General features: G+C 41.2%; 20 protein-coding genes and 1 other RNA gene. 5 read left to right on the forward strand and 16 right to left on the reverse strand.

Annotation, left to right across the window (positions count from 1 at the left end; translation table 11 throughout):
* Positions 1-64: 64 nt before the first annotated feature.
* The 3 genes from JZY04_RS11085 to ssrA form a co-directional block, all read right to left on the reverse strand.
* Positions 65-1,081 carry an AraC family transcriptional regulator gene (locus JZY04_RS11085; protein WP_122143610.1) on the reverse strand — a complete coding sequence of 339 codons (1,017 nt, stop codon included), beginning with the start codon at positions 1,079-1,081 and terminating at the stop codon, positions 65-67.
* A 38-nt stretch (positions 1,082-1,119) separates the two neighbouring features.
* Positions 1,120-3,807 (reverse strand): two-component regulator propeller domain-containing protein, encoded by a 2,688-nt coding sequence (locus JZY04_RS11090; RefSeq protein WP_220575451.1) that lies wholly within the window; start codon positions 3,805-3,807, stop codon positions 1,120-1,122.
* Positions 3,808-4,450: 643 nt separating this feature from the next.
* Positions 4,451-4,848: a transfer-messenger RNA gene (ssrA, locus tag JZY04_RS11095) on the reverse strand.
* Positions 4,849-5,041: 193 nt separating this feature from the next.
* Here ssrA and JZY04_RS11100 point away from each other — a divergent pair.
* Both JZY04_RS11100 and JZY04_RS11105 read left to right on the forward strand, forming a co-directional pair.
* Positions 5,042-6,196 carry a lactonase family protein gene (locus JZY04_RS11100; protein WP_122142827.1) on the forward strand — a complete coding sequence of 385 codons (1,155 nt, stop codon included), beginning with the start codon at positions 5,042-5,044 and terminating at the stop codon, positions 6,194-6,196.
* A gap of 112 nt (positions 6,197-6,308) precedes the next feature.
* Positions 6,309-7,493, forward strand: a complete 1,185-nt coding sequence (locus JZY04_RS11105; protein WP_122142828.1) for an OprO/OprP family phosphate-selective porin — start codon at positions 6,309-6,311, stop codon at positions 7,491-7,493.
* Here the strand turns inward: JZY04_RS11105 and JZY04_RS11110 are convergent.
* The 6 genes from JZY04_RS11110 to hpt all read right to left on the reverse strand — a co-directional run bounded on the left by JZY04_RS11110 (position 7,432) and on the right by hpt (position 12,080).
* Complete coding sequence (locus tag JZY04_RS11110) at positions 7,432-8,163, reverse strand: M23 family metallopeptidase (protein WP_005809895.1); 732 nt, start codon at positions 8,161-8,163, stop codon at positions 7,432-7,434. The two genes, JZY04_RS11105 and JZY04_RS11110, sit on opposite strands and share 62 nt — an antisense overlap.
* 9 nt (positions 8,164-8,172) lie before the next feature.
* Positions 8,173-8,838 carry a B3/4 domain-containing protein gene (locus tag JZY04_RS11115; protein ID WP_032542339.1) on the reverse strand — a complete coding sequence of 222 codons (666 nt, stop codon included), beginning with the start codon at positions 8,836-8,838 and terminating at the stop codon, positions 8,173-8,175.
* Between the two features lie 21 nt (positions 8,839-8,859).
* On the reverse strand, positions 8,860-9,672 hold the full coding sequence (pgeF, locus tag JZY04_RS11120) for a peptidoglycan editing factor PgeF (protein ID WP_122142829.1): 813 nt from the start codon (positions 9,670-9,672) through the stop codon (positions 8,860-8,862).
* The gene (gene obgE / locus JZY04_RS11125) at positions 9,669-10,829 is read right to left on the reverse strand and encodes a GTPase ObgE (protein WP_032529872.1); all 1,161 of its coding nucleotides are present in this window, start codon (positions 10,827-10,829) and stop codon (positions 9,669-9,671) included. Before obgE ends, pgeF begins: the two co-directional genes overlap by 4 nt.
* Positions 10,830-10,914: 85 nt before the next feature.
* Positions 10,915-11,484, reverse strand: a complete 570-nt coding sequence (locus JZY04_RS11130) for an adenylate kinase (protein ID WP_005809902.1) — start codon at positions 11,482-11,484, stop codon at positions 10,915-10,917.
* A 59-nt stretch (positions 11,485-11,543) separates the two neighbouring features.
* Positions 11,544-12,080, reverse strand: a complete 537-nt coding sequence (hpt, locus tag JZY04_RS11135; RefSeq protein ID WP_005809904.1) for a hypoxanthine phosphoribosyltransferase — start codon at positions 12,078-12,080, stop codon at positions 11,544-11,546.
* Between the two features lie 247 nt (positions 12,081-12,327).
* Between hpt and JZY04_RS11140 the strand changes: the two genes are divergently transcribed.
* From JZY04_RS11140 to JZY04_RS11150, 3 genes are read left to right on the forward strand one after another with little or no spacing between them, the layout of a single operon-like run.
* Entirely contained in the window at positions 12,328-14,391 is a 2,064-nt protein-coding gene (locus JZY04_RS11140; RefSeq protein WP_122142830.1) for a TonB-dependent siderophore receptor, read from the forward strand.
* Between the two features lie 17 nt (positions 14,392-14,408).
* Positions 14,409-15,062 (forward strand): HmuY family protein, encoded by a 654-nt coding sequence (locus tag JZY04_RS11145; protein WP_032540890.1) that lies wholly within the window; start codon positions 14,409-14,411, stop codon positions 15,060-15,062.
* Between the two features lie 13 nt (positions 15,063-15,075).
* On the forward strand, positions 15,076-16,590 hold the full coding sequence (locus tag JZY04_RS11150; protein ID WP_122142831.1) for a PepSY-associated TM helix domain-containing protein: 1,515 nt from the start codon (positions 15,076-15,078) through the stop codon (positions 16,588-16,590).
* 133 nt (positions 16,591-16,723) lie between these two features.
* Here the strand turns inward: JZY04_RS11150 and JZY04_RS11155 are convergent, their stop codons facing one another.
* Genes JZY04_RS11155 through JZY04_RS11185 form a run of 7 tightly spaced genes read right to left on the reverse strand, consistent with a single transcriptional unit; the run spans position 16,724 to position 23,928 of the window.
* Positions 16,724-17,680 (reverse strand): glycosyltransferase family 4 protein, encoded by a 957-nt coding sequence (locus JZY04_RS11155; protein ID WP_122142832.1) that lies wholly within the window; start codon positions 17,678-17,680, stop codon positions 16,724-16,726.
* 3 nt (positions 17,681-17,683) lie between these two features.
* Positions 17,684-18,703, reverse strand: a complete 1,020-nt coding sequence (locus JZY04_RS11160) for an NAD-dependent epimerase/dehydratase family protein (RefSeq protein WP_122142833.1) — start codon at positions 18,701-18,703, stop codon at positions 17,684-17,686.
* A complete protein-coding gene (locus tag JZY04_RS11165; RefSeq protein WP_122142834.1) occupies positions 18,700-19,464 on the reverse strand; it encodes a glycosyltransferase family 2 protein in 765 nt (254 codons plus the stop codon). The genes JZY04_RS11160 and JZY04_RS11165 overlap by 4 nt, the downstream gene beginning before the upstream one ends.
* 16 nt (positions 19,465-19,480) lie before the next feature.
* Complete coding sequence (locus JZY04_RS11170) at positions 19,481-20,704, reverse strand: glycosyltransferase family 4 protein (protein ID WP_022012990.1); 1,224 nt, start codon at positions 20,702-20,704, stop codon at positions 19,481-19,483.
* Between the two features lie 54 nt (positions 20,705-20,758).
* A complete protein-coding gene (locus JZY04_RS11175) occupies positions 20,759-21,538 on the reverse strand; it encodes a polysaccharide deacetylase family protein (RefSeq protein ID WP_122142835.1) in 780 nt (259 codons plus the stop codon).
* Positions 21,531-22,664, reverse strand: a complete 1,134-nt coding sequence (locus JZY04_RS11180) for a glycosyltransferase (protein ID WP_122142836.1) — start codon at positions 22,662-22,664, stop codon at positions 21,531-21,533. The genes JZY04_RS11175 and JZY04_RS11180 overlap by 8 nt, the downstream gene beginning before the upstream one ends.
* Positions 22,651-23,928, reverse strand: a complete 1,278-nt coding sequence (locus JZY04_RS11185) for a nucleotide sugar dehydrogenase (RefSeq protein WP_181996434.1) — start codon at positions 23,926-23,928, stop codon at positions 22,651-22,653. The genes JZY04_RS11180 and JZY04_RS11185 overlap by 14 nt, the downstream gene beginning before the upstream one ends.
* Positions 23,929-23,931: the final 3 nt, after the last annotated feature.

Below are 23,931 nucleotides of genomic sequence, written 5' to 3' on the forward strand. Positions count from 1 at the left end.
CTGACAGGATTAGTTAATAAAATGAAGACCGGCAAGGCACTCCCCCGGCCGGCCTCCCGTTGACTTACAAATTGTTTATATACTTTGTCGGTGAATCTCCGAAACGTTTCTTAAACACGATCCTGAAATATTTCGGATCACTGAATCCCGTCATGTCGGCAACCTCGGCTACAGTATATTTCCTACTCATCAGCAAGATCAGCGCCTTGTTAAGGCGTACACTACGAACATAGTCTGCGGGTGCATGGCCGGTTATCTCCTTAATCCTATTGTAAAAGCTCGAACGGCTCATATTCACACAATCACTCAGTTCGTCAATCGTAAACCTGGAATCGGTGAGTCTCTCTTCAATCAGGCTTCTCACCAGACTGATAAATTCCTGATCACTATCCGACAACGGCACATCGGCTTCGACATCATCCGGAGCATCAACCCCTAATGTCAAACGGATATACCTCTTGCGGATAATCTCCCGGTTAGTAATCAGACTTTCAATCTCTGCTTTTAAGAACGAAATGGCAAAAGGCATTGTCACATAAAGATCGGCGTTCCGTTGGGTCTCCTTGCTGTCTTCGCCCGGTTTCACGAGCAATATCACAGGTACATGTGCTACCCTGTCATCCGATTTAATCCGGACAGCAAGTTCTTCCCCCGAAATTCCGACAAGGGCTGAAGAGGCCAGAACAGCATCGGGATGCCGTTCACATATAGTCGTAAAGGCCGTTTCCGCATCGCAAACCGACACAACTTCGTAATCCGGCATCAGGATTCGCACAAGATAATTACGTAATTCTTTATGGGTTTCGACCAATACCAAAGAACGTCCGTTGCGTCTCTTCTCCCGATGTTTCGGGAATGGAGTTTCCATTGCCGGCAACGTTTCGTTAGCCGGTAACAGTTCGCTGTCCTTCGTCGGAAATTCAGGTACGGAAAGCAGATCGGAAAGGTCGGAAGATTTCTCCGATTGCCGGATGGCAACAGGAAAGACTAAGATAAGAACCAGTTTATGCTCTTCTTTATAAGTAAATTTGATTTTGCCTTTATGCAAACAGATTAATTTGCGTATAAATAACCAACTCATGGTCTCGGCAGAGCCTCCCGAAACCAGTCCCTTATAATTTAGAATTTTTTTTTAAGAAGTCCGTTATCTTCAGACTCCAGCCTCAACTCCCAGTTTTGAGTATTGCACGATGTACTCAGAAGTATTTCCCCGCCCCTGTCTATACTGTCGGTAAAAGCCATCAAAAGGTTCCGGAGGATTGCAGCCATCTTCTCCCTATCCAGACACACAGTAACAAAAGCCGGCTCGTCCACCCAACGAAACGTAATACATTTTTCGTTTGCGTAATCACTGAACCGGTTCACCGTCTCTTTGAGAAACATGGATAACTCATGATCGGCAAGAGACAGGCACCCGGAAGAAGCCGAAATACGGCTGATGCTTTCCAGGTCGGCCAGCAGATTGTTTACACCCTTAATCTGTTGCAATACGTTATTGACAAGTTCGGAAGACGATTTTTCATAAAGATACTCCAACGGAACCTTTATCAACGTAAGCGGCATGCAGAGGTTACGGGTAGTATTCATAAACAATTGTATCTTTTCTCTTGAAAGATTCCTGTCTTGCCAGATGAACCACGAACGAACAGCTAAAGACCCCAGCGTAATAGCCAAAACTCCATAACAAAGAAAAGCGCCATTTGTCTTCCAGAGCGGTTTACGAATCACGATATTCATATTCCTCTGTGCAAACGGACGTCCGTTGCCAATGGATATTGCCCGTACGGAGAAGACATATTCACCCGGAGCAAGGTTCGAAAAACGAATTCTATTCTCCGGCGACGGATTACTCCAGTCCGTATTATCCAGTTTCCAGCTGTAAGCTATATCCTGTATTTCATCGTAGCGGACGGCAGTAGCCGTAAACGAAAAAGTGTTTTCATCATGATCCAACTGTAAGGTAGCTGTATAATTCAGTGCTTTTTCTAACGGAGTATTTTCTGTTTCTACGGTCATATCCTTATCCAGAACCCGAAGCCCGTCCAGATAAAATCCCAGGCAGGTCTTGTGTAACGAACGAGGCTCTTGTTTGTCATAATCAATTGCTCCCTGGTATGTACCCAGTATCTGCCTGCCGTCTCCAATAAAAGCTCCCGACGTAATCCGGAGTCCTTTATTGGGAAACCGCCGAAACGAATGCTGTACAGGATCAAATGAAAAGGCAAACTGATCACTGCTTCCTATCAGCCGCTTCTTGTCATCCTCCCAAACAGCGTACACATTAGTAACTCCTGAATTTTTCACAGTATCCAGCCGGGATTGCTCCGGACGGTAGACCAGCAAACCGTTTCCTTCGGTTCCAATATACAGGCAATTGCTATCGGACTGATACAAGGCATGAATGTGCAGACCAGACAAGGATTTCACTTCCACAACACCATTATCATTGGGACAATAGAGAAACAAACCTTCATCCGTCCCAATCCACAACCGATCTTTATCCTTACGGCAAAGTGCATTGACCCCGGAAATGCGGGCATGCGGAACAACCTGATTATTATTCTTCTTACGGATGATGTACAAGCCGTGTACATAGTTTCCGGCACATATCTCTCCAGGACCTGTTTCGCTAAGTGCAGTATACATCTGGCAAGGAAGATCTGTAACAATCCGTTCCCATCTACCTGTCGACGGGTGAAAACAACTGATACCACGATCCGTCGCAAACCAGACATCCCCGTCCGAATCATGTAATACCGCATTTATCCGGTTGTTCGCCAATGAATGCGTATTTCCTGCCTGAAACCTATACCACTTATAATCATCCGGAGAATCCATATCAATCATTGATACGCCTTCCGGATAATCCGCCACCCAGATATGTTTCTGATCATCCACAAACAAATCGGCAATCCGGTTCGTACGAATTGAATTGCCATTCTCAAAATCGGTATGTACAAAAGACCTGATTTCCGGGTTAATAATGTCCATGCGATATAATCCCTCACCGTCCGTTGCTACTAAGACATTCCGGTCGTCCAATGTTCGCAAACTGCTAATCCGGCTGTTCACAGGCCTGTCCCATGTATAAATCATCCGCTCCGACTTCGTGTCCCACACCATTAACCCTTCCGAATAGTCTGCGATAATCAGTCTGCCGCTATACGGATGAAAAAGCATTTCATGTATCCGGCGACATCTCTTCCCGGACAGTTCGCCGGATTGTTTTTCTATGGAATACCCCTTCATGGTTATCTCAAACAGACCTTCATCCGAACCCACAAAATACTCTCCCGGAGCTACTTCTACCATACCGGAAATCTGTTTCAGATTGTGATTCACCCGATAGAAAGTATTAGTGATTCCCCGATAAACAATCAACCGGTTTCCGGCGGAAAACCAGATATGCCCCTGACTATCTGCACTGAGAAAGCGCACTGACGCTTTATCCTGGTTCGGCAGATGGTTTCTGCACTCAAACTTATCCAATGACGGATTATACGTCCATAAATCTCCGTTTCGGGTAACCGCCCATAACCCATTCTCATTGTCCGTAAGCAGCCGGCAACAGCCCATATAATAATCCACAGTCTGTCCTTCGGCAGACAACTTATAGTGTTTCAGCTTCGTTCCATCAAACCGGCTTATTCCGGTATGGCTCATAAACCACATATATCCCAAGGCATCTCTCCGTATCTGATGCACTTTACGAGTATTCGTTTCACTTATTTCTACAATGTGTTTGCAAACGATGGCATGGCATAACGAACCATATATCATCATCATGAAGTATAAAATATATTTCATTCTTTTTGTTTGTTATAATTAAAATGGAGTAGTTTTATTAAAAGTGGGAACCCTATAGTAAGGTAGTCATGGGGGAAAGAAAAACACTACCTTCTGCACATCACGTGAGTAGGTGACCGGATTTGTGGCGCTCCTGAACGCCTTAAATCCCTCCCTGTTGTCGTAGAGGATACTAACAAAACAATAGTAATGAGATGTTCACATCGTTTATCGGTGAGCAACAGGACATCAAGAAAGGCGACTCACATGAAAAATCAATCTGATCTACATTATAACGAGACAATATTCAGTTTGTTTCCCCAATACGGTTTTTATTAAGAAAAAGATAGATTGGCAAGGGCATTTACCGGAATATGAATAAACAATAAATATGAGCAGACAATAATTTCTTTAACCATACTTGGGATTAGACCGTTTCTCACTTGTCGACTCTCTATGACGAATTGCTCAGAAGTCAAATGTAGAGTGTTTATTTTAAAAGACAAAATAAAGTACCCGGACAAATAACAGCAGTTTAAATGCCGATAGGCAGCTACCTATCAACGACTTACGTTGAAAACGTAACAAATAACCCGGACAATCCGGATATTCTTAACAAAAAATCCCCCTGAACTTACCGGTTCAGAGGGACGTTTCTGTCATAAAGTGGAGCTGGAGGGATTCGAACCCTCGTCCAAACGAGGAAATCATAAGCTTTCTACATGCTTATCTTTGCCTAAGTTTTTCGTGCAGGAGCAGAACCAAAGCCATCAATTCCTGCCTTATCCTCTAAATTTTCATCCGAAGCGCGAGGCCACTTCTGACTATCCCCGATGTAACTGCACCACTGAACCGGAATGCTTCGGAGCAACAGCTTCCGAGTGATGTCTCGTCCTGGCACCTGGTGCCTGGATTAAGCTAATCTACTATGATTCGATTAAGCAGCAAGAGCGTAATTAGTTTCGCCAGATAAAATTTTGATAACTGAGATTAAAGTGCAAATCACCGACGCACTGCATGCTTACCCACCATTTCTGCCCGCTGTCAAAACCAGTCAACCCCTTTTGAGATGAGGAAGTGGTAACCACTTATGTGGCTGCAAAGATAGGGAATATTCATCATAAAGAAAGAAAAAGAGGATGGATTTTAGATATTTTATTCATTCCGGAAAGAAACACAGGAGATTATACTAACTTTGTGTTTTCAGAATATAACGAAGGTAACCAACAAACCCTCAAAATAACATCTATTTATTATGGTCGAAAAAATCATTAGTATCTGTGCAGTCGGCATGCTTGTAGCCAGTTGTTCTCCAAAGAAGACAACCGCACAGCCGGCAGATCCAACAACAACTGACAACGAACTGACTATGCTGGTAGGAACATATACTTCCGGCGACAGTAAAGGCATTTACACTTTCCGATTCAACGAAGAAACCGGAGAATCGGTACCACTCAGTGATACAGAAGTTGCTAACCCATCATACCTCGTTCCGTCGGACGACGGAAAATTCGTTTATTCCGTCAATGAATTCAGCAAAGACCAGGCATCTGTGAGCGCCTTTGCTTTCGATAAAACCAAAGGAACGCTTCGCTTATTGAATACTCAGAAAACAATGGGGGCCGATCCGTGTTACCTGATCACCAACGGAAAGAATGTTATCACTGCCAACTATAGCGGAGGGAGTATCACTGTCTTTCCCATCGGAAAAGACGGTTCTCTGCTAACCGCCTCCGATGTAATCGAATTTAAAGGTTCCGGACCGGATAAAGAACGACAGACAATGCCTCATCTGCACTGCGTACGTATCACTCCGGATGGCAAATATTTACTCGCCGATGACTTAGGTACCGATCAGATACATAAATTCAATCTCAATCCGAATGCCAATGCCGATAACAAAGAGAAACTCCTGACAAAGGGTAATCCGGAAGCTTTTAAGGTTGCTCCGGGTTCTGGTCCCCGACATCTGATATTCAGTCCGGACAGCAAGTTTGCTTACCTTATTAACGAAATAGGAGGGACGGTAATAGCTTTCCGGTATACCGACGGAATGCTGGATGAAATTCAAACCATTGCAGCCGATACTGTAAATGCGCAAGGCAGTGGCGATATCCACATCAGTCCGGACGGAAAATATCTCTATGCCAGCAACCGCCTGAAAGCAGACGGAATTGCCATCTTCAAAGTCGACAAGACCAATGGTACCCTGACCAAGGTAGGTTATCAGTTAACGGGAATCCATCCGCGTAACTTCATCATTACCCCCAACGGCAAATATTTGCTGGTAGCGTGCCGCGACACCAATACCATTCAGATATTTGAAAGGAACCAGACTACCGGACTATTGACCGATATCAAGAAAGATATAAAAGTAGACAAACCTGTTTGCCTGAAATTTGTAGACTAACAGAACAGGAACTTTAAGGAGAAACAGACAGTTTTACCTTGAAAAGACGAAAAGGAAGACGTTTTTTATTATTTTTGCATCACTTTTATTAACCCAAAGAGATTTCACAAATATGAAAAGACACGTCTTCCTTTTGGTAACCTTGTTTACCATGGGTACTGTTACGGCCCAACAGCAACCCATTATTTCCCCAAACGACTCTATTTCTTCTGTAGTCCAACGCATCACCGGAAAAGAAAACAAAGGATTCTCCGCTCACATGAACCTGCAACTCTACACCTCATGTGCTGCTTCTTTTACCGAGAATGAATTAGAGGAGGTCGCTTTCAAACTTAATCGGTTCAAATTAGAAATTGTAGGAAATATCAACCAAAAGTTCTCTTACCATTTCCGTCAATCTTTTAATAAATACAGCAATCCCTTTGTACTGGACAACCTGTCTTCTTCTGTAGAGTATGCTTATCTGACCTATCACCTCTCCGAACGCTTTTCCATCACCGCCGGAAAACAGTTCCTCATGCTGGGTGGCTATGAATACTATGTCAACCCGATTAAAGTGCGTGAGTTCAGTGAGTTTAATAATTATGTCAACTGCTTTCTGGCAGGTGTATCTGCCACCTGGAATGTAACCCCTACTCAGGAATTGAACTTCCAGATAGTAAACAACCGTAATGGTGGGGATGAAGATACCTATCTCCACGGGCTACCGGCAAATGTAGAAGCTACTAAAGTTCCCCTGATCTCAACTATCAACTGGAACAGTTACTATCTGGATAAAGCCATCCAGTTAAGATATGCCGCTTCATGGGGACAGCAGGCCAAAGGAAGAAACATCCTGTATCTCACTGCCGGAAACGTCTATGAAAAAGGGCCATGGATCGCTTATGTAGATTTGATGTACTCCCGACAGGGGATCGACAACAAAGGCATTATCAGTGCCTTACCCCACACTGACCTGGAGAATCCACAAACGGCCCAATATACCGAATACTTCACTACCATTGCCAATGTGGACTACCGTCTCCATCCCAATTGGAATGTATACTTGAAAGGTATCTACGAAACCGGTAAGATTTATAAAACAAACGGAATCTTTGAGAAAGGCACCTATCGTCGTACCTGGTGCGGGCAAGCCTGCCTAGAATACTATCCGATGCGAAACAGCGAACTATTGATCTTCCTCCATTATCAGTACAAACGGAACGAACTCCTGAAAGCTGCCCGCCGTTTAGAAGCTATAGACCCGAATACACAGCGGATTTCGCTAGGCCTGGTATATTCCATTCCGGTTTTTTAATACCGGGCAGTTCATAAAGGAAAGGCGAAAGAGTTTTATACTTAGGGGGAACTTTTTCGCTTTTCAAAGCTTTCACAATAATCCCTTTCCCCTTCTTCGTACATTGCAGATAATCCTTGCGCAAAGTGCGTTTATCCATATCAAAAATAAGACCGGGATTAAAATGTTGCCCGTTAATCCGCGTTTCGAAATGCAAATGTTCCGTAGTAGCCCGCCCGGTACGTCCGGTCAGGGCAATAGCTTTTCCCGCTTTCACAGCATCTCCGCTTTTTACCAGATTCTTCACATTATGACTGTACACCGTTTCCAACCCATTGGGATGGCGAATCACAATTACATTGCCGTATGCACCATAAGGTTTTGCCATACGTACCACTCCGTCAAAAGCAGCGCGAATCGTATCACGGGCACAAGTTTTTATATCATCCCCACTATGTCCGCCACGGGTTCCATAACCGGAAATGACTTTACCTCCCGGCAAAGGAAAAGAGTAATTCCGAGACAGGGAATTCAGATCGAGCATGATGCAATTCTCTTTAGCAAAAAGTCCCGGTGTAGCCACCCGGACATGATTAACCTCCATATCCGAGAATTTGGTTTGTGCACTGCGTTGTGCACTCGTACACAACGAAAACAGAGATAAAATCAAAAAAGTGTGTATGTTCTTCATGGACGCTTGTTATTCAAAATAGGTGATCGTTCCTCCGTCCGATCCTGCATATCTTCGCAATAAAGTCTGTATCATCCCGGCAGCCTCCTGCAATCCTTCCTTCCCATTATAACCATTAACGATGGCTAATATATGAGTCGTTTCCAGATCCATCTTTGTCCGCTCGTTATCACTGGTAGGTGTTCCTATTCCTCCCACGGCATCGCGGTATACCGGAAGTCCCTCTATGTTCAGTACTCCACGGCCAATACCTTCGAAAGGCTCTTCTTTTTTGCCTATCCCCAGCTCCAGATTGGTGCCCGCTATCTTATCCGCATCAAAACCACCTATCGAATGCCCGGTCCGAAGAGAAACCAGATTGATCAAATCGACCAGAGTATCAATCTGATACAAGGCAATTCCCCGCATCAGCCTGCGACGTAATGCTTCGGCCGATGGGCGATATCTTCCGGGGTCTTTTCCACACCGTTTGTAAGCCTCACGTGTGGCAGCTATCACTGGTTGTTTTTTAATATCTTCCAACTGGGTTGTTGTAGTGAGCTTTTCTGTAAAAGATTGAATCTCCTTCCAAAGTCCTTCACAATAAGAAGTGTTTTTCACTTCAGCATATACAGCAGCTCCTGCAAAAACAGGAGATGCTTCTTTTAACTCTTTCGATATAGTAATGGTATACATAATAAATCAAAATTTTGTCCATCAGCAGTTTATCATAATACCCGATAGAATACGTCCGGACTTTATGCCTAATCTTCTCGCTGAAAAGAAATCTTCATAATGGATGTAAGTACAGATATCCGCTACTTCAATCTGAACTCCCGGCACACCAAAGTCTAATAGTTGCTGCCGGTTTGCCTCCCATAAGTCAATATGGTACTTATGGGTAACCGAATGTCGGAAAGAGATACGCGACATATCAAAACCATTCAAACGAAAAGCTTCATAAACTTCGTCCCCTACTTCGAATGATTGAATAGAAATACCCGGGCCGATACATGCAATCACATCCCGTCCCTCTGTACCAAATGCCGCCCGCATTTTCTCAAGCGTGTGTCCCACGATATACCCCACAGTTCCCCGCCATCCGGCATGTACTGCTGCTACACCCCCATGTACTTTATCATATAGCAGTACCGGAATACAATCTGCCGTTGAAATACCGATACAACACCCCGGTTCATTGGTAATCAATGCATCTATCCCGCTCAGCATTTCCTGTTGACATTCTATAGAAGTCTCCAGAAAATCCTTATTAATCAGAAGCACTTTTGTTCCATGCGTCTGGAAAGGGAGGATCAGATGTTTCGGTACTTGCGGTAACGATTGAAACAATAAAAGCTGATTCTTTTTTGCTTTTTCAAATTCATCCCCCGAGTAAGGAGAACAATTAAAAGAAGCATACGCTCCCTCACTATAACCTCCATGTCGGGTCGTCACAAAATGAGAAATGTTGGGGTATGCGCCCAACAGCCCATACCCCAACATTTTCTTATCGTCGGTGAGTGAAATCATTTATCTTCCCAATCTTCTTCTTCGTATTCGTAATCCAGATCATCTTCATCACTATCGTCCTCATACTCATAGTCGAGTTCTTCATCCTCTCCCATGTCTTTGAGTTCCTGTTGCAGTCTGCTGACATCCTTCGGACGATGCACAATAGCCTCTATTTTATTGCTCTCTTTATTCAGTTCCGTCCACAGAATATCCTTCAATACTGAAATACCCAGACCGGATACGGACGAAATGAACACATGAGGGATTCCCTCAGGCAATGTCGGCTCTATTTCATCCATCAACTCCTGATCGAGCATATCACTTTTGGTGACTGCGAGTACCCGTTGCTTATCCAGCATTTCCGGATTAAACGTTTTCAGCTCGTTTAGCAGCACTTCATAATCTTTACGGATATCGTCACTATCTGCCGGTATCATAAACAGTAATAAAGAGTTGCGTTCAATGTGACGTAAGAATCGTAATCCAAGCCCTTTACCCTCACTGGCTCCCTCAATAATTCCCGGAATATCTGCCATCACGAACGACTGTCCGTCACGGTAAGACACAATACCCAGATTAGGCTCCAAAGTAGTAAACGGATAATCAGCTATTTTGGGTTTTGCCGCAGAAATAGCCGACAATAACGTAGACTTTCCGGCATTCGGAAAACCAACCAGACCTACATCTGCCAACAGCTTCAATTCAAGGATCACTGTCATTTCTTGCATCGGTTCACCCGGCTGGGCAAAACGGGGAGCCTGACGGGTAGCTGTCTTGAAATGCCAGTTTCCCAATCCGCCTCGGCCACCCTTCAGGAGAATGACTTCCTGTCCATGTTCCGTAACATCACATACATATTCTCCCGTTTCGGCATTGTAAACTACCGTACCACAGGGGACTTCAATAATCTTATCTGCGCCGTCTTTACCAAAACTGCGATTCTTGCTCCCCGATTCTCCATGACCGGCCATAGCATGACGGTCATACCTCAGGTGAAGCAATGTCCAGTAGTTCCGGTTACCACGCAGGATAACATGGCCTCCTCTACCACCATCTCCTCCATCGGGACCACCGTTAGGAGTATATTTTTCTCGCCTCATGTGCGTAGAGCCTCTTCCACCCTTACCCGAGCGGCAGTATATCTTTACGTAATCAACAAAATTCGATTCAGCCATAATCAATAAATTTTCAATGTGATCATGTGCCGACATACCCATAATCCATGCTATTTTCTTAATGAGCACATCGGCACATATATAATTATAATGTATCTACCGCTTTACAAATATCTTCAAAGATACCTTCCATGGTGCCAAGACCATTGATATGCTGGTATTTGCCTTCGCCCTTATAATACTCTTTCAACGGTGAAGTCTGTGTATTATATACAACCAGACGCTTTTTGATAGTCTCTTCATTATCATCAGCCCGACCTGATTCCTGACCACGCTTAATCAGACGAGTCATCAACTCTTCTTCCGGAACATCCAGATCCAGCATCACAGAGATATCCTGTCCACGTTCTTTCAACATCACTTTCAACGCCTCAGCTTGCGGAATAGTTCTTGGGAAACCATCAAAAATAACCCCTTTACTATCCTTAAAGCTATCGAATACGCTTGCCAGAATGTCTACCATCAATTCATCCGGAATCAACTGTCCCTGATCAATGTAGCCTTTAGCTGTTTTACCCAGCTCTGTGCCGTTTTTAATTTCTGCACGCAATACATCTCCTGTTGAAATGTGGTTAATTCCGTATTTCTCTACAATACGTTCGCTTTGTGTTCCCTTTCCTGAACCGGGAGCACCGAAAATTACAATGTTCAGCATCTTGTTAATTTATAATTCTACATTTTACCATTACTGGTATACCTATTATTTATTTTATGTTAGTCTATAACTGTATAAATATCCGGATAATTACGCCCGAAACCGTCGTAATCGAGTCCGTATCCTACAATGAAATCATTGGGAATATTCATTGCGACATATTCAATATTCAGATCCACCTTAAGCTTATCCGGCTTTACCAGCAACGAAGCAATGTGGATTTCCTGTGGCCCGCGCGTTCCCAGTGTTTCCAGCAAACGCTGCATAGTCAGTCCCGTATCTACAATATCTTCTACGATAACAACAGTACGTCCCGCTATATCTTCATTGATACCGATCACTTCTTTAATAGTACCGGTAGACGATACTCCCTGATAAGAGGCTAACTTTACAAATGAAATTTCGCAGGGAATCGTTATATGTTTCAGCAAATCGGCAGTAAACATGAACGAACCATTCAACACACTGAGGAACAAAGGGTTCTTACCTGCCAGGTCACGATTAATTTCATTCGCCACGCGAATCACTTCTTTTTGAATCTCTTGTTCCTTGATAGAAACAGTGAATAGTTTATCTTTTATCTGAATGGTATTCATAACCGGTTATTTTAAAAAAGTTGGTTGCAAAAATACGATTTTTATTCCACTCCTTACACCATCTCCTGCAAATTCTTTAAGAGAAGTGGCAGAATCCCTCCGATATGCGAGGTGAGAAAAGCCATCCGGAAGCTGAACTAATTATTTCGATGGAATTAGTATTAATCTGCATCCGTCTTTTACCTATTTTTAGGTATTTCACACTCTTTAAGTACCCTATATCTTTGCTGCTCCAAAAACAAAGATTATGATAAGAACAAAATTTGCATTACTACTAACTTTTATAGGTGCACTCCCTTTAGCAGCACAGAATGTACGGCAAGAAAAGGACACAGTTTCTTATATGAATGATGATCCTTTCAACCTTGAACAAATTGTGGTTACAGCCACCCGAACTGAAAAAAAAATAAAAAATACACCGGTTATCACTCAGGTAATCACCGCAAAACAAATAGAAGAAAGGGGAACCGGTAACATCCAGGATCTCTTGACCCAGGAAGTACCCGGACTCAATTTTCAGGAAGTCGGTTATGGAACCAGTATCGACATACAGGGCTTGGGCTCCAAACATATCCTTTTCCTGATAGACGGTGAACGCATAGCAGGAGAAAACGGTGGCAACATTGACTATTCACGAATCAATCTTTATAACATCGACCATATCGAAATAGTCAAAGGGGCCTCTTCTGCCCTTTACGGCTCACAAGCTATGGGTGGAGTCATCAATATCATTACCCGTAAAGCCAAAAAGAAGTTTGAAGCCTCCGCAGGGATACGTTATGCGGGAAGAAACCAGCAAAATTATAAAGATACCCCCAAGGACCATTCACAATACAAGTACCGGACCCATTTAGATAAACCCAATCTGAACACCAATTTATCCCTTGGATTAAACTTAGGAAAATTCACGATGAACACCGATATACTTTATAAAAGTTTCGACGGATATCAATTATATGACAAAAAGCCGTTGGTAAAATTCTTCCCGGCCTATAACACCACAATTACCGAAGAACTCAACACAACTCCCACCAGCATATCGGGATACGAAGACGTGCAAGTAACCCATAAAATGGATTATCGTTTCAGTAAACGACTGAAGGTCCAGTTAAAGGGAAGCTATTATATGCTAAACAAGTATGATTTTCAAGCAGATAACATATTCGAAAAATCAGCAGACTATACTTATGGGGGCACAATAGACTATACGATTTCCGATAAATCGGCTCTGGTTGCTTCTATTCATGCCGACCATTACAATCGTTATGATAAATACGAATTGAAAAGCGGGCGCCGCCTTGAATATAAAAACAATATTATTCAGCCACGCGTCGTTTACACTACCACGGCATTGGACAAACAGACCATCACGGGCGGTTTGGAATTTTACAGAGAGTCATTGTTCAGTGATAAATTCGAAACCGGTGTAAAAGAGAACAAAAGCCAATGGTATGCTACCGCTTTCCTCCAGGACGACTGGAGTATCAACAAGCAATTCTCCGTTGTGGCGGGACTGCGATGTGACTATCATGAAAAATATGGTGCCAACGTCACTCCCAAAGCTTCTGTCATGTATAAAGTATTCCCATTCACAGTCCGCTTCAATTATGCACGCGGATACCGTTCACCCAGCATTAAAGAACTCTATATGAACTGGGATCACCTGGGGATGTTCTGGATATATGGCAACAGTAAACTGAAACCTGAAACCAACAATTATATATCACTATCAGGAGAGTACGTGAATAGTTGGATCAATATCAATGCCAACATCTACAGTAACTGGTTCCGAAACAAAATAGAAGGAATGTGGAGTAATGACCAAACCGAACTCCATTATACTAATGTGGGGAAAAGTCATCTGGCAGGAGTTGAAACCATGTGCAAGGTACAGATAAACAGACACATCAATGTACACGGAGCTTACAATTACCTCTACACAAGCAAAGACGCTGACGGAGTCCGGTTAAGTTCTTCCAGCCCACATTCCGGCAACATCCGTGCCGAATACAATACACGTATCCCCCGTTATGCCACAGTTGTCAATCTGTCCGGCAATATCATGGGAAAAAAGAGATTCGACGTATTGGACGAACTCGAAATAGAGGGAAAGAAAGTAGAAGCCTACTATCAGGCTAAGGTGAACCCCTATTGTCTTTGGGATCTGACGGTGTCACAATACATCATGCAGAACCTGAGAATCACGGCAGGAATAACCAACCTGTTCGATTATACCTCAGACCGGGTAACTTTCAATACTTCCACTTCACCGGGAAGAAACTATTTTATCGCATGTAATTATACACTATAAATTAAACTAAAACAAGTATGAACAACAAAAGCAAATTCAGATTCGCCATTCTATTATTTGGCGTACTATCAGCATTTATCAGTACCTCCTGCTCAGGTGACAATAACGGTTCTCTGCCCGACGATCCCTCACAGGGGGGAGATGCTTTACCGGTAAAACAGGTAAGCCTGAGCCGGAAAACAGCATATGGGAACGACTGGATTTATTATTCACTTGAAAAAGGAAAAGAAGTAAACGTCAGTGAAGAAACCCATGCCGAAAATACAGATTGGGATATCGCATTCAACCGTTACAATGTGCGTACCAACAGCGGCGCGTCCGGTAAGGGAAAAGGCGGTGCTTTACTCACGAATATCAAAGATATGGCAGCCTGTACGACAGTTCCTCAAGGAACATTCACTGTCGATGCATCCTATACCATTACCGCTCCCGGCACCGGATTTCCTCCTCCTACCATGGAGTCTACTGCCAACGAAGTACTTTGTAAAGCAATCACTTTTGCCGGCCCCCCTCCCACTTACACGCCAAGTGATTATGTATTTATCGTCCGCACAGCCAGTGGGAAATATGCAAAACTAAAAGCCAAAAGTTTTTATGATGACGAAGGCAATAGTGGCATTTATTCCTTTGAATACGCCATTCAGCCGAATGGCAGTACCAATTTAAACTAAGTAACAATCTCTAATGAAAAATTTCTGGAAGAAATACCATAAATGGGTAGGTTTGTTCTTTAGCTTCTTTATCCTGATGTTCTGTTTCTCAGGCATTGTACTCAATCACCGTACAATTTTCTCAAAAGTTGAAGTCAACAGAAACTGGATGCCGGAAAGCTATCACTACAGAAACTGGAATAATGGAATTATAAAAGGAACATTACGCCTTCCTGATGGGAAAATTCTGGCATATGGTAATGCAGGAGTCTGGCAAACAGACTCCTGTTTCATCACCTTTACCGATTTCAACCAAGGTCTGGTTCGGGGAATCGACAATCGCAAAATAAGTAATATCATCCGCCTTGCCAATAACGATATTTGGTGTGCCGGATTATACTCTGTCTATCTCCTGAACAAAAACAAATGGCAGGAGTATCCGATATCCGGAAACGAGGAACGAATCTCAGATATAACCCAACGCGGAGATACTCTGGTTGTGCTCACACGTTCTAATCTGTATACCAGTGTGTCTCCTTACCATCAATTCAGAAAAATAGAATTAAAAGCCCCCGAAAATTATTCACCGAAAACCTCCTTATTCCGTACCATCTGGCTCCTCCATAGCGGAGAGTTGTTCGGTACACCCGGCAAATTGGTAGTTGATTTTCTGGGAGTAGTATTAATCATTCTCAGTATAACGGGAATCATATATACTTTTCTTCCCTCATTCATTCGCCGAAGACACAGAAAAAGGCTCCCTGTCAAAACACAGGCAAAAGCCTTGAAAACTTCACTGAACTGGCACAATAAATTGGGTACATGGCTGATCGTACTGACCATATTGTTATCTGTTACGGGTATGTGTCTCCGACCGCCTTTAATGATACCTTTTGTTTTGGTGAACACGAACCCCATCCCCGGAACAACTCTTGATTCAGACAATCCGTGGCATGACAAACTCCGCAGTATCCGATGGGACGCATCAAAAAATGTCTGGTTATTGTCTTCGTCAACCGGTTTCTATCTTATAAACGACTTTACACTGCCACCGGTTAAATTAAAACGAACCCCACCGGTAAGTCCTATGGGAGTTAATGTGTTTTATCCGAAAAACCCGGACGAATGGTTAATCGGCTCTTTCAGCGGACTGTTTGTCTGGAATCCATCTACAGGAAGTGTTCTCGATTATTATACAGGGCACCCCCCGGCAGCAACTTACGGGAGACCACTCGGCGGCAGTCTCGTTAACGGATTCACCGACGATTTAATCACACGGGAGGTAATCTTCGAATACGACAACGGAGCACGCAATAAAGAGAATAATTTAGCATTGCCGGCAATGCCTGTTTTTATGCAACAGCAACCCATGTCATTATGGAGTTTCTGCTTAGAACTCCATGTCGGTCGCTGCTATTCACCTTTCTTAGGTGTTTTCTCGGATCTATTCGTTTTTATCTCCGGACTTCTGCTAACGTTGATCCTCGTTTCGGGATATATCGTGTATAAAAGACACCATAAACGAAGCAAAAAAATAAGGATGCATTAATTGCATCCTTATTAAAACAGTTTATAGAAACCGGAAAAGTAAGTTATAGCTTATAGAAGGGATTATCAGACGTATCCTCCAACTATGAAAGGATTAATAACGACCATAACCAAGATTATCATAAATATAATAATTATCTTTTAGGTAAAAGATGCAAGTGAAAATATTTGCTCATAAAAACAATATATATTCCACTCAGCAAGATGATACAACCCAATAAATACCAATAACCATAATTTTGGCAATATAAATATCCGATGATAATTATAATTTGCGCAATCATATACACCAACGATACTACTACGTGCGGTATTCCCAGTTCATTAGCCATTATCTGATATAAGTGTTTCCGGTGAGGCAAACCAATATTTTCGTGAAGCATCAATCGATGAACGATCGTCAACACACTATCTACTCCATATACAGCAAGCAATATAAGCCAGCCAAAATTCTCTGTTTTGATAATTAAACTTCCGATCAGGAACAGGATTACAAAAGCTATACTGACCGAACCAACATCACCGGCAAAACATCTCGCTTGTTTGCGGAAATTAAAAAAATTAAAGACCAATACTGCGCAAAGCATAGTATAAATAAAGTCCGTTTCAACAAATGGAACATATACCCTATTTATATAGGCCAATGCTATCAGAATGACCAATGAGTATCCGCCTGTTATGCCATTAATGCCATCCATAAAGTTGTAAGCATTAATAATCCCAGTACAAATGATCAGGGCAACAAGGATTGTCCACCAAGGCAAGCTAAACAATCCCCATTGATAAAACATCAAAGCCATTGCCGTAAAATGAAAGACTAAACGCAATCCTTGCGAAGTAGAACGAATGTCATCTATAAAACTGATAAAAGTTATCAGACTCAAAGCCAGCATAAACCATGGATATTCAAAGTGGTTTGTGAGAAAATAGGCCAACACCCCAAAATAAAAGATGCTCCCTCCCCCACGCAGTGTAATCCGGGTATGTGAACTACGTTCGTTAGGCTTATCGATAATGTTACACTTATCCGCAATACGGAAATAAAAAAGTTCTGCCAGGAATAGCAGAACTAAGATGATTAGATAGTACATAAGTTATTTAGTTTCTTCAAATGAACGAATGGTCTTCATCAACCCCTCTTTAGCTGTCACAGGCATTTTATCAATCCCGAGAGCGGCTTTGATCTTAGCGTTACTTACTACATAATTCTCCGTCAGTTTACGAAGTCTTTCCGTATTCAAAGGTAAATGCAGCAGAGTACCCAAGCCGGCACATCCTTCCATAAGCCCTTTGTTCATCTTCCAGATATGCGGCTTTTTTCCCATTGCTTCACACATGATGCTAATCAGTTCATTCGTTGACAGAGCTTCATCATCTCCCATATGGTAGATGCCCGTAGGTACATCCTGATTCAAAAGCCCCTCAATCACATAACAAAGGTTATCGATTGAAGTAAACGAACGGCGATTATCAAAATCGCCAAGAGGCCAAGGGATTCCCTTCTTCACTACGTTATATAATAAATTTAAATTTCCCTTGTTTCCAGGGCCATGAATCATACAGGGACGAAGGATATATACCTGTTTATTCATAGCCGTCCTCCCCTTATCTTTCCCCAACCGCAAAGACTGATCCTCATCAATAGAAGCAGTTGGAAACATAAAATGCCCTTTTATATACTCTTCCGCCTTAATCTTGCTCTCCCCATAAGGACCAACCGGGGTCGGAGTCACGTCTTCAGTAAGTACGTCTCCCACTACGCTATCGGCAGCAGCTTTCACCGAACTAAAGAAAATGAATTTCTTGGCAGAAGACTCCAAAAAGAAATCGAATATCTTTTGAGTCAAACCGGTATTGATATCAAAATAAGACTGAGCAGCCGATTGGTTTTTAGTATCATGGGCCTTTCCGGCAAGATGAATAATGGCATCGAACTGGGGAAGAGTTTGAAAAGGGAAAGATGTGGGTTCGATATCTCGCCAAGAAAAAGTATTAACGACCCCATCTTTAGCAGGAAAAACAATATCAAGCCCATACAAAGTATGTTTATCTTTCAAAGCCCCAATAAAATTAGAGCCTATAAAACCATGAATTCCAGAAATAAGTATATTCATTTTTTTATAAAAATCAGTTCAAACACTTTTACTAAATATTTTAATAAAAGCAAGGGATAACAAGTCCATATTCCATTCTCCTTACATGCCCTTACTATCTCTTTATTCAATAAGATATTACTCTTAATAGAAGCTGTACTCGCACCTCCTGTTCTCATTTTCATAAAACCCAAAGGCAAATATTTACTTTTTAACCGATGTACATATAAAAAACGAACAAGCAATTCATAATCAGCAGCTATTTTATAATTTGTTTTATAATAGCCAAACAGGTCAAAATATTTTCTATATGTAAAAAATGTTGGATGGGCAGGCATAAATCCGAATCGAAACAAGGATGGGACAAACCTTTTAGAAGAATAATAGCGAACTGTCCTATCCAAGTTATCAGGGTTTACAAAACGTATATCGCCATAAATAGCCTCTGTTTCACCAACTTCAAACGATTGAACAACTTTCTCTAAAACATCTTCTCTATGATAAAAATCATCCGAATTAATAATCCCGACAATATCCCCAGTAGACATTCGAATCCCTTTATTCATAGCATCATAGAGTCCCTTATCTTTCTCACTTATCCATTTCAAACGACCTTGAAATAGAGGTTCATATTCTTTAATAAGTGCAACGGTTTCATCATTAGACAAACCATCCACTATTATATATTCTATATCAGTATAAGACTGTGAAAGAACAGAATGAATCGTATCACGAAGCGTTTTAGCACTATTAAAAGTGACAGTAACAAGGGATATTTTCATAACTATGAAAGAAGAACTATCTTTCTTTATTTAGTAATTGATCATAAAGAGACAAGTAGTAACTCAACTGCTTTGACTTATCAAAAAATTGTAATGCTCTTTGGCGACATTTTGTTATATAAGACTCTTTACCTCTTTCTCTTATTTCTAAAATCTTTTCTAATAACGTATGAATATCCCCACGTTTTAAAACCATTCCCGTATCAGAATCTACAATGTCAGCACTGCCTCCGGTATCATAAGTTATAACAGGAGTACCACAAGCAAGCGCTTCAATATTGACTGTAGGTAATGTATCTTGATATGTTGGGTTTATAAAAATATCTGCAGCAGAATATATTTCAACCAACTGATTAATATTCTCCGTTCTCTCTATACCAATCATATTACCAGGCAATTTTTTTATTTGTTTTGTGGTTAGCCCCACCACAACAATTACACTCTTATCTGGTAATAAAGAGTTTAGGTATATAAGATCATCAAATCCCTTCGTAGTCCCCCAAACCGTAGCAACAGCTAAAATCATGTATCGTGTCCCTACACCTAAATTACTTTTTATCACATCACGATTACCTTTTGGAGTAAACACTTTCAAATCTATCCCGTTAACAATAGTCTGCCGTTTTATTTGAGAAAGATATGACTTACTCAACATATCACTTAGCCAATTGCAAACAGGTACAATCATCATACGTTCAACCGAAGTAAACAATCTCTTCTTTTCTATATAGTTCATACGAGAGTTATCACAACCTAAAGCTTTGGGATAATCTCGTATATTGGGACATGCAAAACAACCTGTCTTCCACTTCTCACACCCGATATTCTGAAAATGGACACAATGTCCCGTGAAACTCCAACAATCATGCAAAGTCCAAACAACAGGTATTTTAGCTGTAGATAGATAGTCAAATAAAACCTCACAGTTTAAATAATAGCCATGAAGATTATGCAAATGGATTATGTCCGGTTTTATTTTCTCTATTTTTGAAATTAAGTGCAAGGTAGCTCTCCGTGAACCAAAACCATGCCTGTCAAACAACATGGATTTCAAGCCATGGACAAAGAGATCAAATCTAGTTCCAACCCTAATCAACATAGATTGGCTGGGACAGGCCCAACGACCGTAAGCAATATAACTTTTCCAGCCAGAAGCAATAACCAAACGCCCTAACTCCTCTGCAATATGGCCGGTGGAACCAGAGTTAGCAACAACATTTATTTGAAAGAGAGTTTTCACTATCGTAGTGATCAAATAGAAGAGAACAAGATCGAAAAGACTAATTAAAGTCCCCTATTTTTTATGGCAACTCAAAAAATAAGAAACATGTTTCACGGGCCAAAAAGGCTCAAAATGCCGTCTGTTAATTACGCGACCGCCAAAAGAAAAGTAATGTTTATAGTCCGATTGAGAAAACACATATTTGTAATACTTACATGCAATATCAATCGAAGATTGATTAGCGTGTTCCAAGCGTCCATATGGAAAGGCAAAGTATTCACAAGAAGTAGAGAGTTCCTGTTCTATTACCGATTTACAACAACCTATTTGCTTGTCTAATTCCACCCAATTACTATCATTAATCATATAATGATCCATTGTATGTGCACCAATAATATGTCCCCTCTCATGCAATTCCCTTATCTCTTTCCACCGCATTGGAGTTTTACCGGGAGTGAGAACTATGTTATTTGTAAAATTCTGAATATACACATCATCCCCATTCGCAAAATTGGGATTGATAAAAAAAGCCGCATTCACCCCAAACTGTTCCAAAACAGGTGCTATCATTGAATGACATTCCATAAAACCATCGTCAAATGTAAAGGCAACCAAAGGTTCATCGACACTTTCATGATTGAGAATTAGAGAAGTGGCCTCCTCCACCCTTATGAAACGTACATGTCGGGAAAGTTCTTTTAATTGGTGAGAAAAATAATATTTAGCTTGATCATTAGCCACTCCACGACATATCATATGTCCATTCAATATATGAATACCATTTTGAGGACGGGAAAATATCCCTAAAATATCCAAAACACTATTCCTTATTAAACTCCGAAAGTCATTCATCCTTAGCTTGTTTAAGAAAAACTTGTTTGAGAATATTCATCTGGTAATACAAGTTCCATTTAGTATCAATTGTCTGATAGGCAAACTGCCGAATAGCCTCTCGACTATGCAAATTCTGACTTAACCATTTCTGAATAGTATCAGCCAGGCTATTTACATCATTTTCCTGAAAAAAATCACCGGTTTTCCCCTGAATTATAGACTCAAATTCAGGACCCTGAAAAGGAAAATTATTATGGGTTATAACAGGACAACCATAAGTCAGAGAATGGATAGCAGTCAAGCCAACATTCCCTGGAGACACACAGACATCCGCATTATAGAACATCTCTCCTATGCGCATCTCGTCATAACAAGGTCCATATAACCAGACATGAGAGCCAAGATTATATTTAGCTATTTCACAATCAAGATGAACCCCATCCACATCTTTACCGACAACAACAAGATTTACCGGAAACCCTTTCTGTTTCAAGATATCCATAGCTTGGATTATATATTCCAATTTCTTCGATTTTTGCACACGCCCGATATAGAATAATACAGGATAGGAGTTGGAAAAATGAGTAGAATAAATAGAAGAAAGCGACAAATCGAGTCTGATTTTCAACTGATTATCATAATCCAAAGAGTTTGCAATACAAACCATCTTTGATTTATCAAAGCCTTCTTTTGACATCAGGGAAATAGCATATTCGCCATAAACCATCAACTCAGAAAACAAAGAATAAAACAACTTTTTTATAACCCTCTTTACAATACTTTCTCTGCCATACCAACCATGAGTCCAAGCTACTGTTTTCTTATTTAAAAGTTTTGCCCAGAAAAGGATAATCCATGAAGACAAACAATAAGGTTCTCCATCCAATACATAATAAGTATAGGGTTTAAAGACTAACCGGACAGATTTAGATTGCCAATAAAACTGAGAAAATAAATATTTGTTATGCAATTCTGAGCGAAAATGGTTCAATTGGGTATAATCCATTTTCTTTATTGGTGTCAATAGACGATCGCCAAAATAAAAATCGCAGGGAAGCTCCGAAGACATTTTTGAATATATAGGATTGCGATAGTGAGTCCCTATATTAAAAATACAACAAATAGAAGAATTATAATCTGCCATCTATTATATCTTTACTCAATACAGCTTTAACATCATAAACAACACCCATATCAGAACGGAGAAAGCCGCGAATATTCATATGCCGGAACTCTTTATGTCCAACACACAACACCACTGCATCAAATTGTCCAACCAAATTATCAATACCAGCAGTCAGGATCGATATACCATATTCATGTGCCACTTTAGCCGAATTAGCCCAAGCATCATAAACGGTAATGTCAGAAGTATACTCATGTAAGGTAGAATAAATGTCTATCACCTTGGTATTTCGAATATCAGGGCAATCTTCTTTAAAAGTAAAACCCAGAAGCAGAATCTTTGAATCTTTGACAAGAATACCTTTTTTATTCATTAATCTAATCACCTGATTAGCGACATAGTCTCCCATACCATCATTCAAGCGCCTTGCTGCAGACATGATTCGTGGGAGTACCCCATAAACCTGGGCCTTCTGAATAAGATAATAAGGATCAACACTTATACAGTGTCCACCGACCAAGCCCGGCTTCAACTTGATAAAATTCCATTTGGAAGATGCAGCCTCAATAACATCATTGGTATCAATGCCCATTGCATTGAAAATCTTTGAAAGTTCATTCATGAAGGCAATATTCACATCGCGCTGGGAGTTTTCTATTATTTTAGAAGCTTCAGCCACTTTAATAGAAGGGGCTTTATGAGTACCGTTAACCAACACTGAATTATATATAGAATCAACAATGTCAGCAATCTCAGGAGTCGAACCGGAAGTTACTTTCTTAATCTTTTCAACAGTATGTTCTTTATCACCCGGGTTTATACGTTCCGGTGAATAACCTGCATAAAAATCTACATTGTATGTTAACCCTGACACTTTTTCGACTACCGGAAGACATTCTTCCTCAGTTACTCCCGGATATACAGTAGATTCATACACAACAATATCCCCTTTTGAAATAACTTTTCCAACTGTAGTACTCGCACCAATCAAGGGTGTAAGATCGGGGCGATTATTCAAATCCACAGGGGTTGGTACAGCTACAACATAAAAGTTACAATTCCTTATTTCGTCAATATTACTGGTACATTTGAAACCATTTTCTATCGCTTTCCGAAGTAAGTCGTCAGAAACCTCTAAAGTCATATCATGACCGGAATTTAAAGCATCAACACGAGACTGGTTCAGATCAAAACCAATACATTCATATTTTGTCGAAAACAATCGGGCCAAGGGAAGCCCAACATAACCAAGACCTATTACGGCAATCTTAATATTATCCATATT

The sequence above is a fragment of the Bacteroides sp. 11BF genome, from assembly GCF_019633765.1.
In the GTDB taxonomy this organism is placed as follows: Bacteria; Bacteroidota; Bacteroidia; order Bacteroidales; family Bacteroidaceae; genus Bacteroides; species Bacteroides hominis.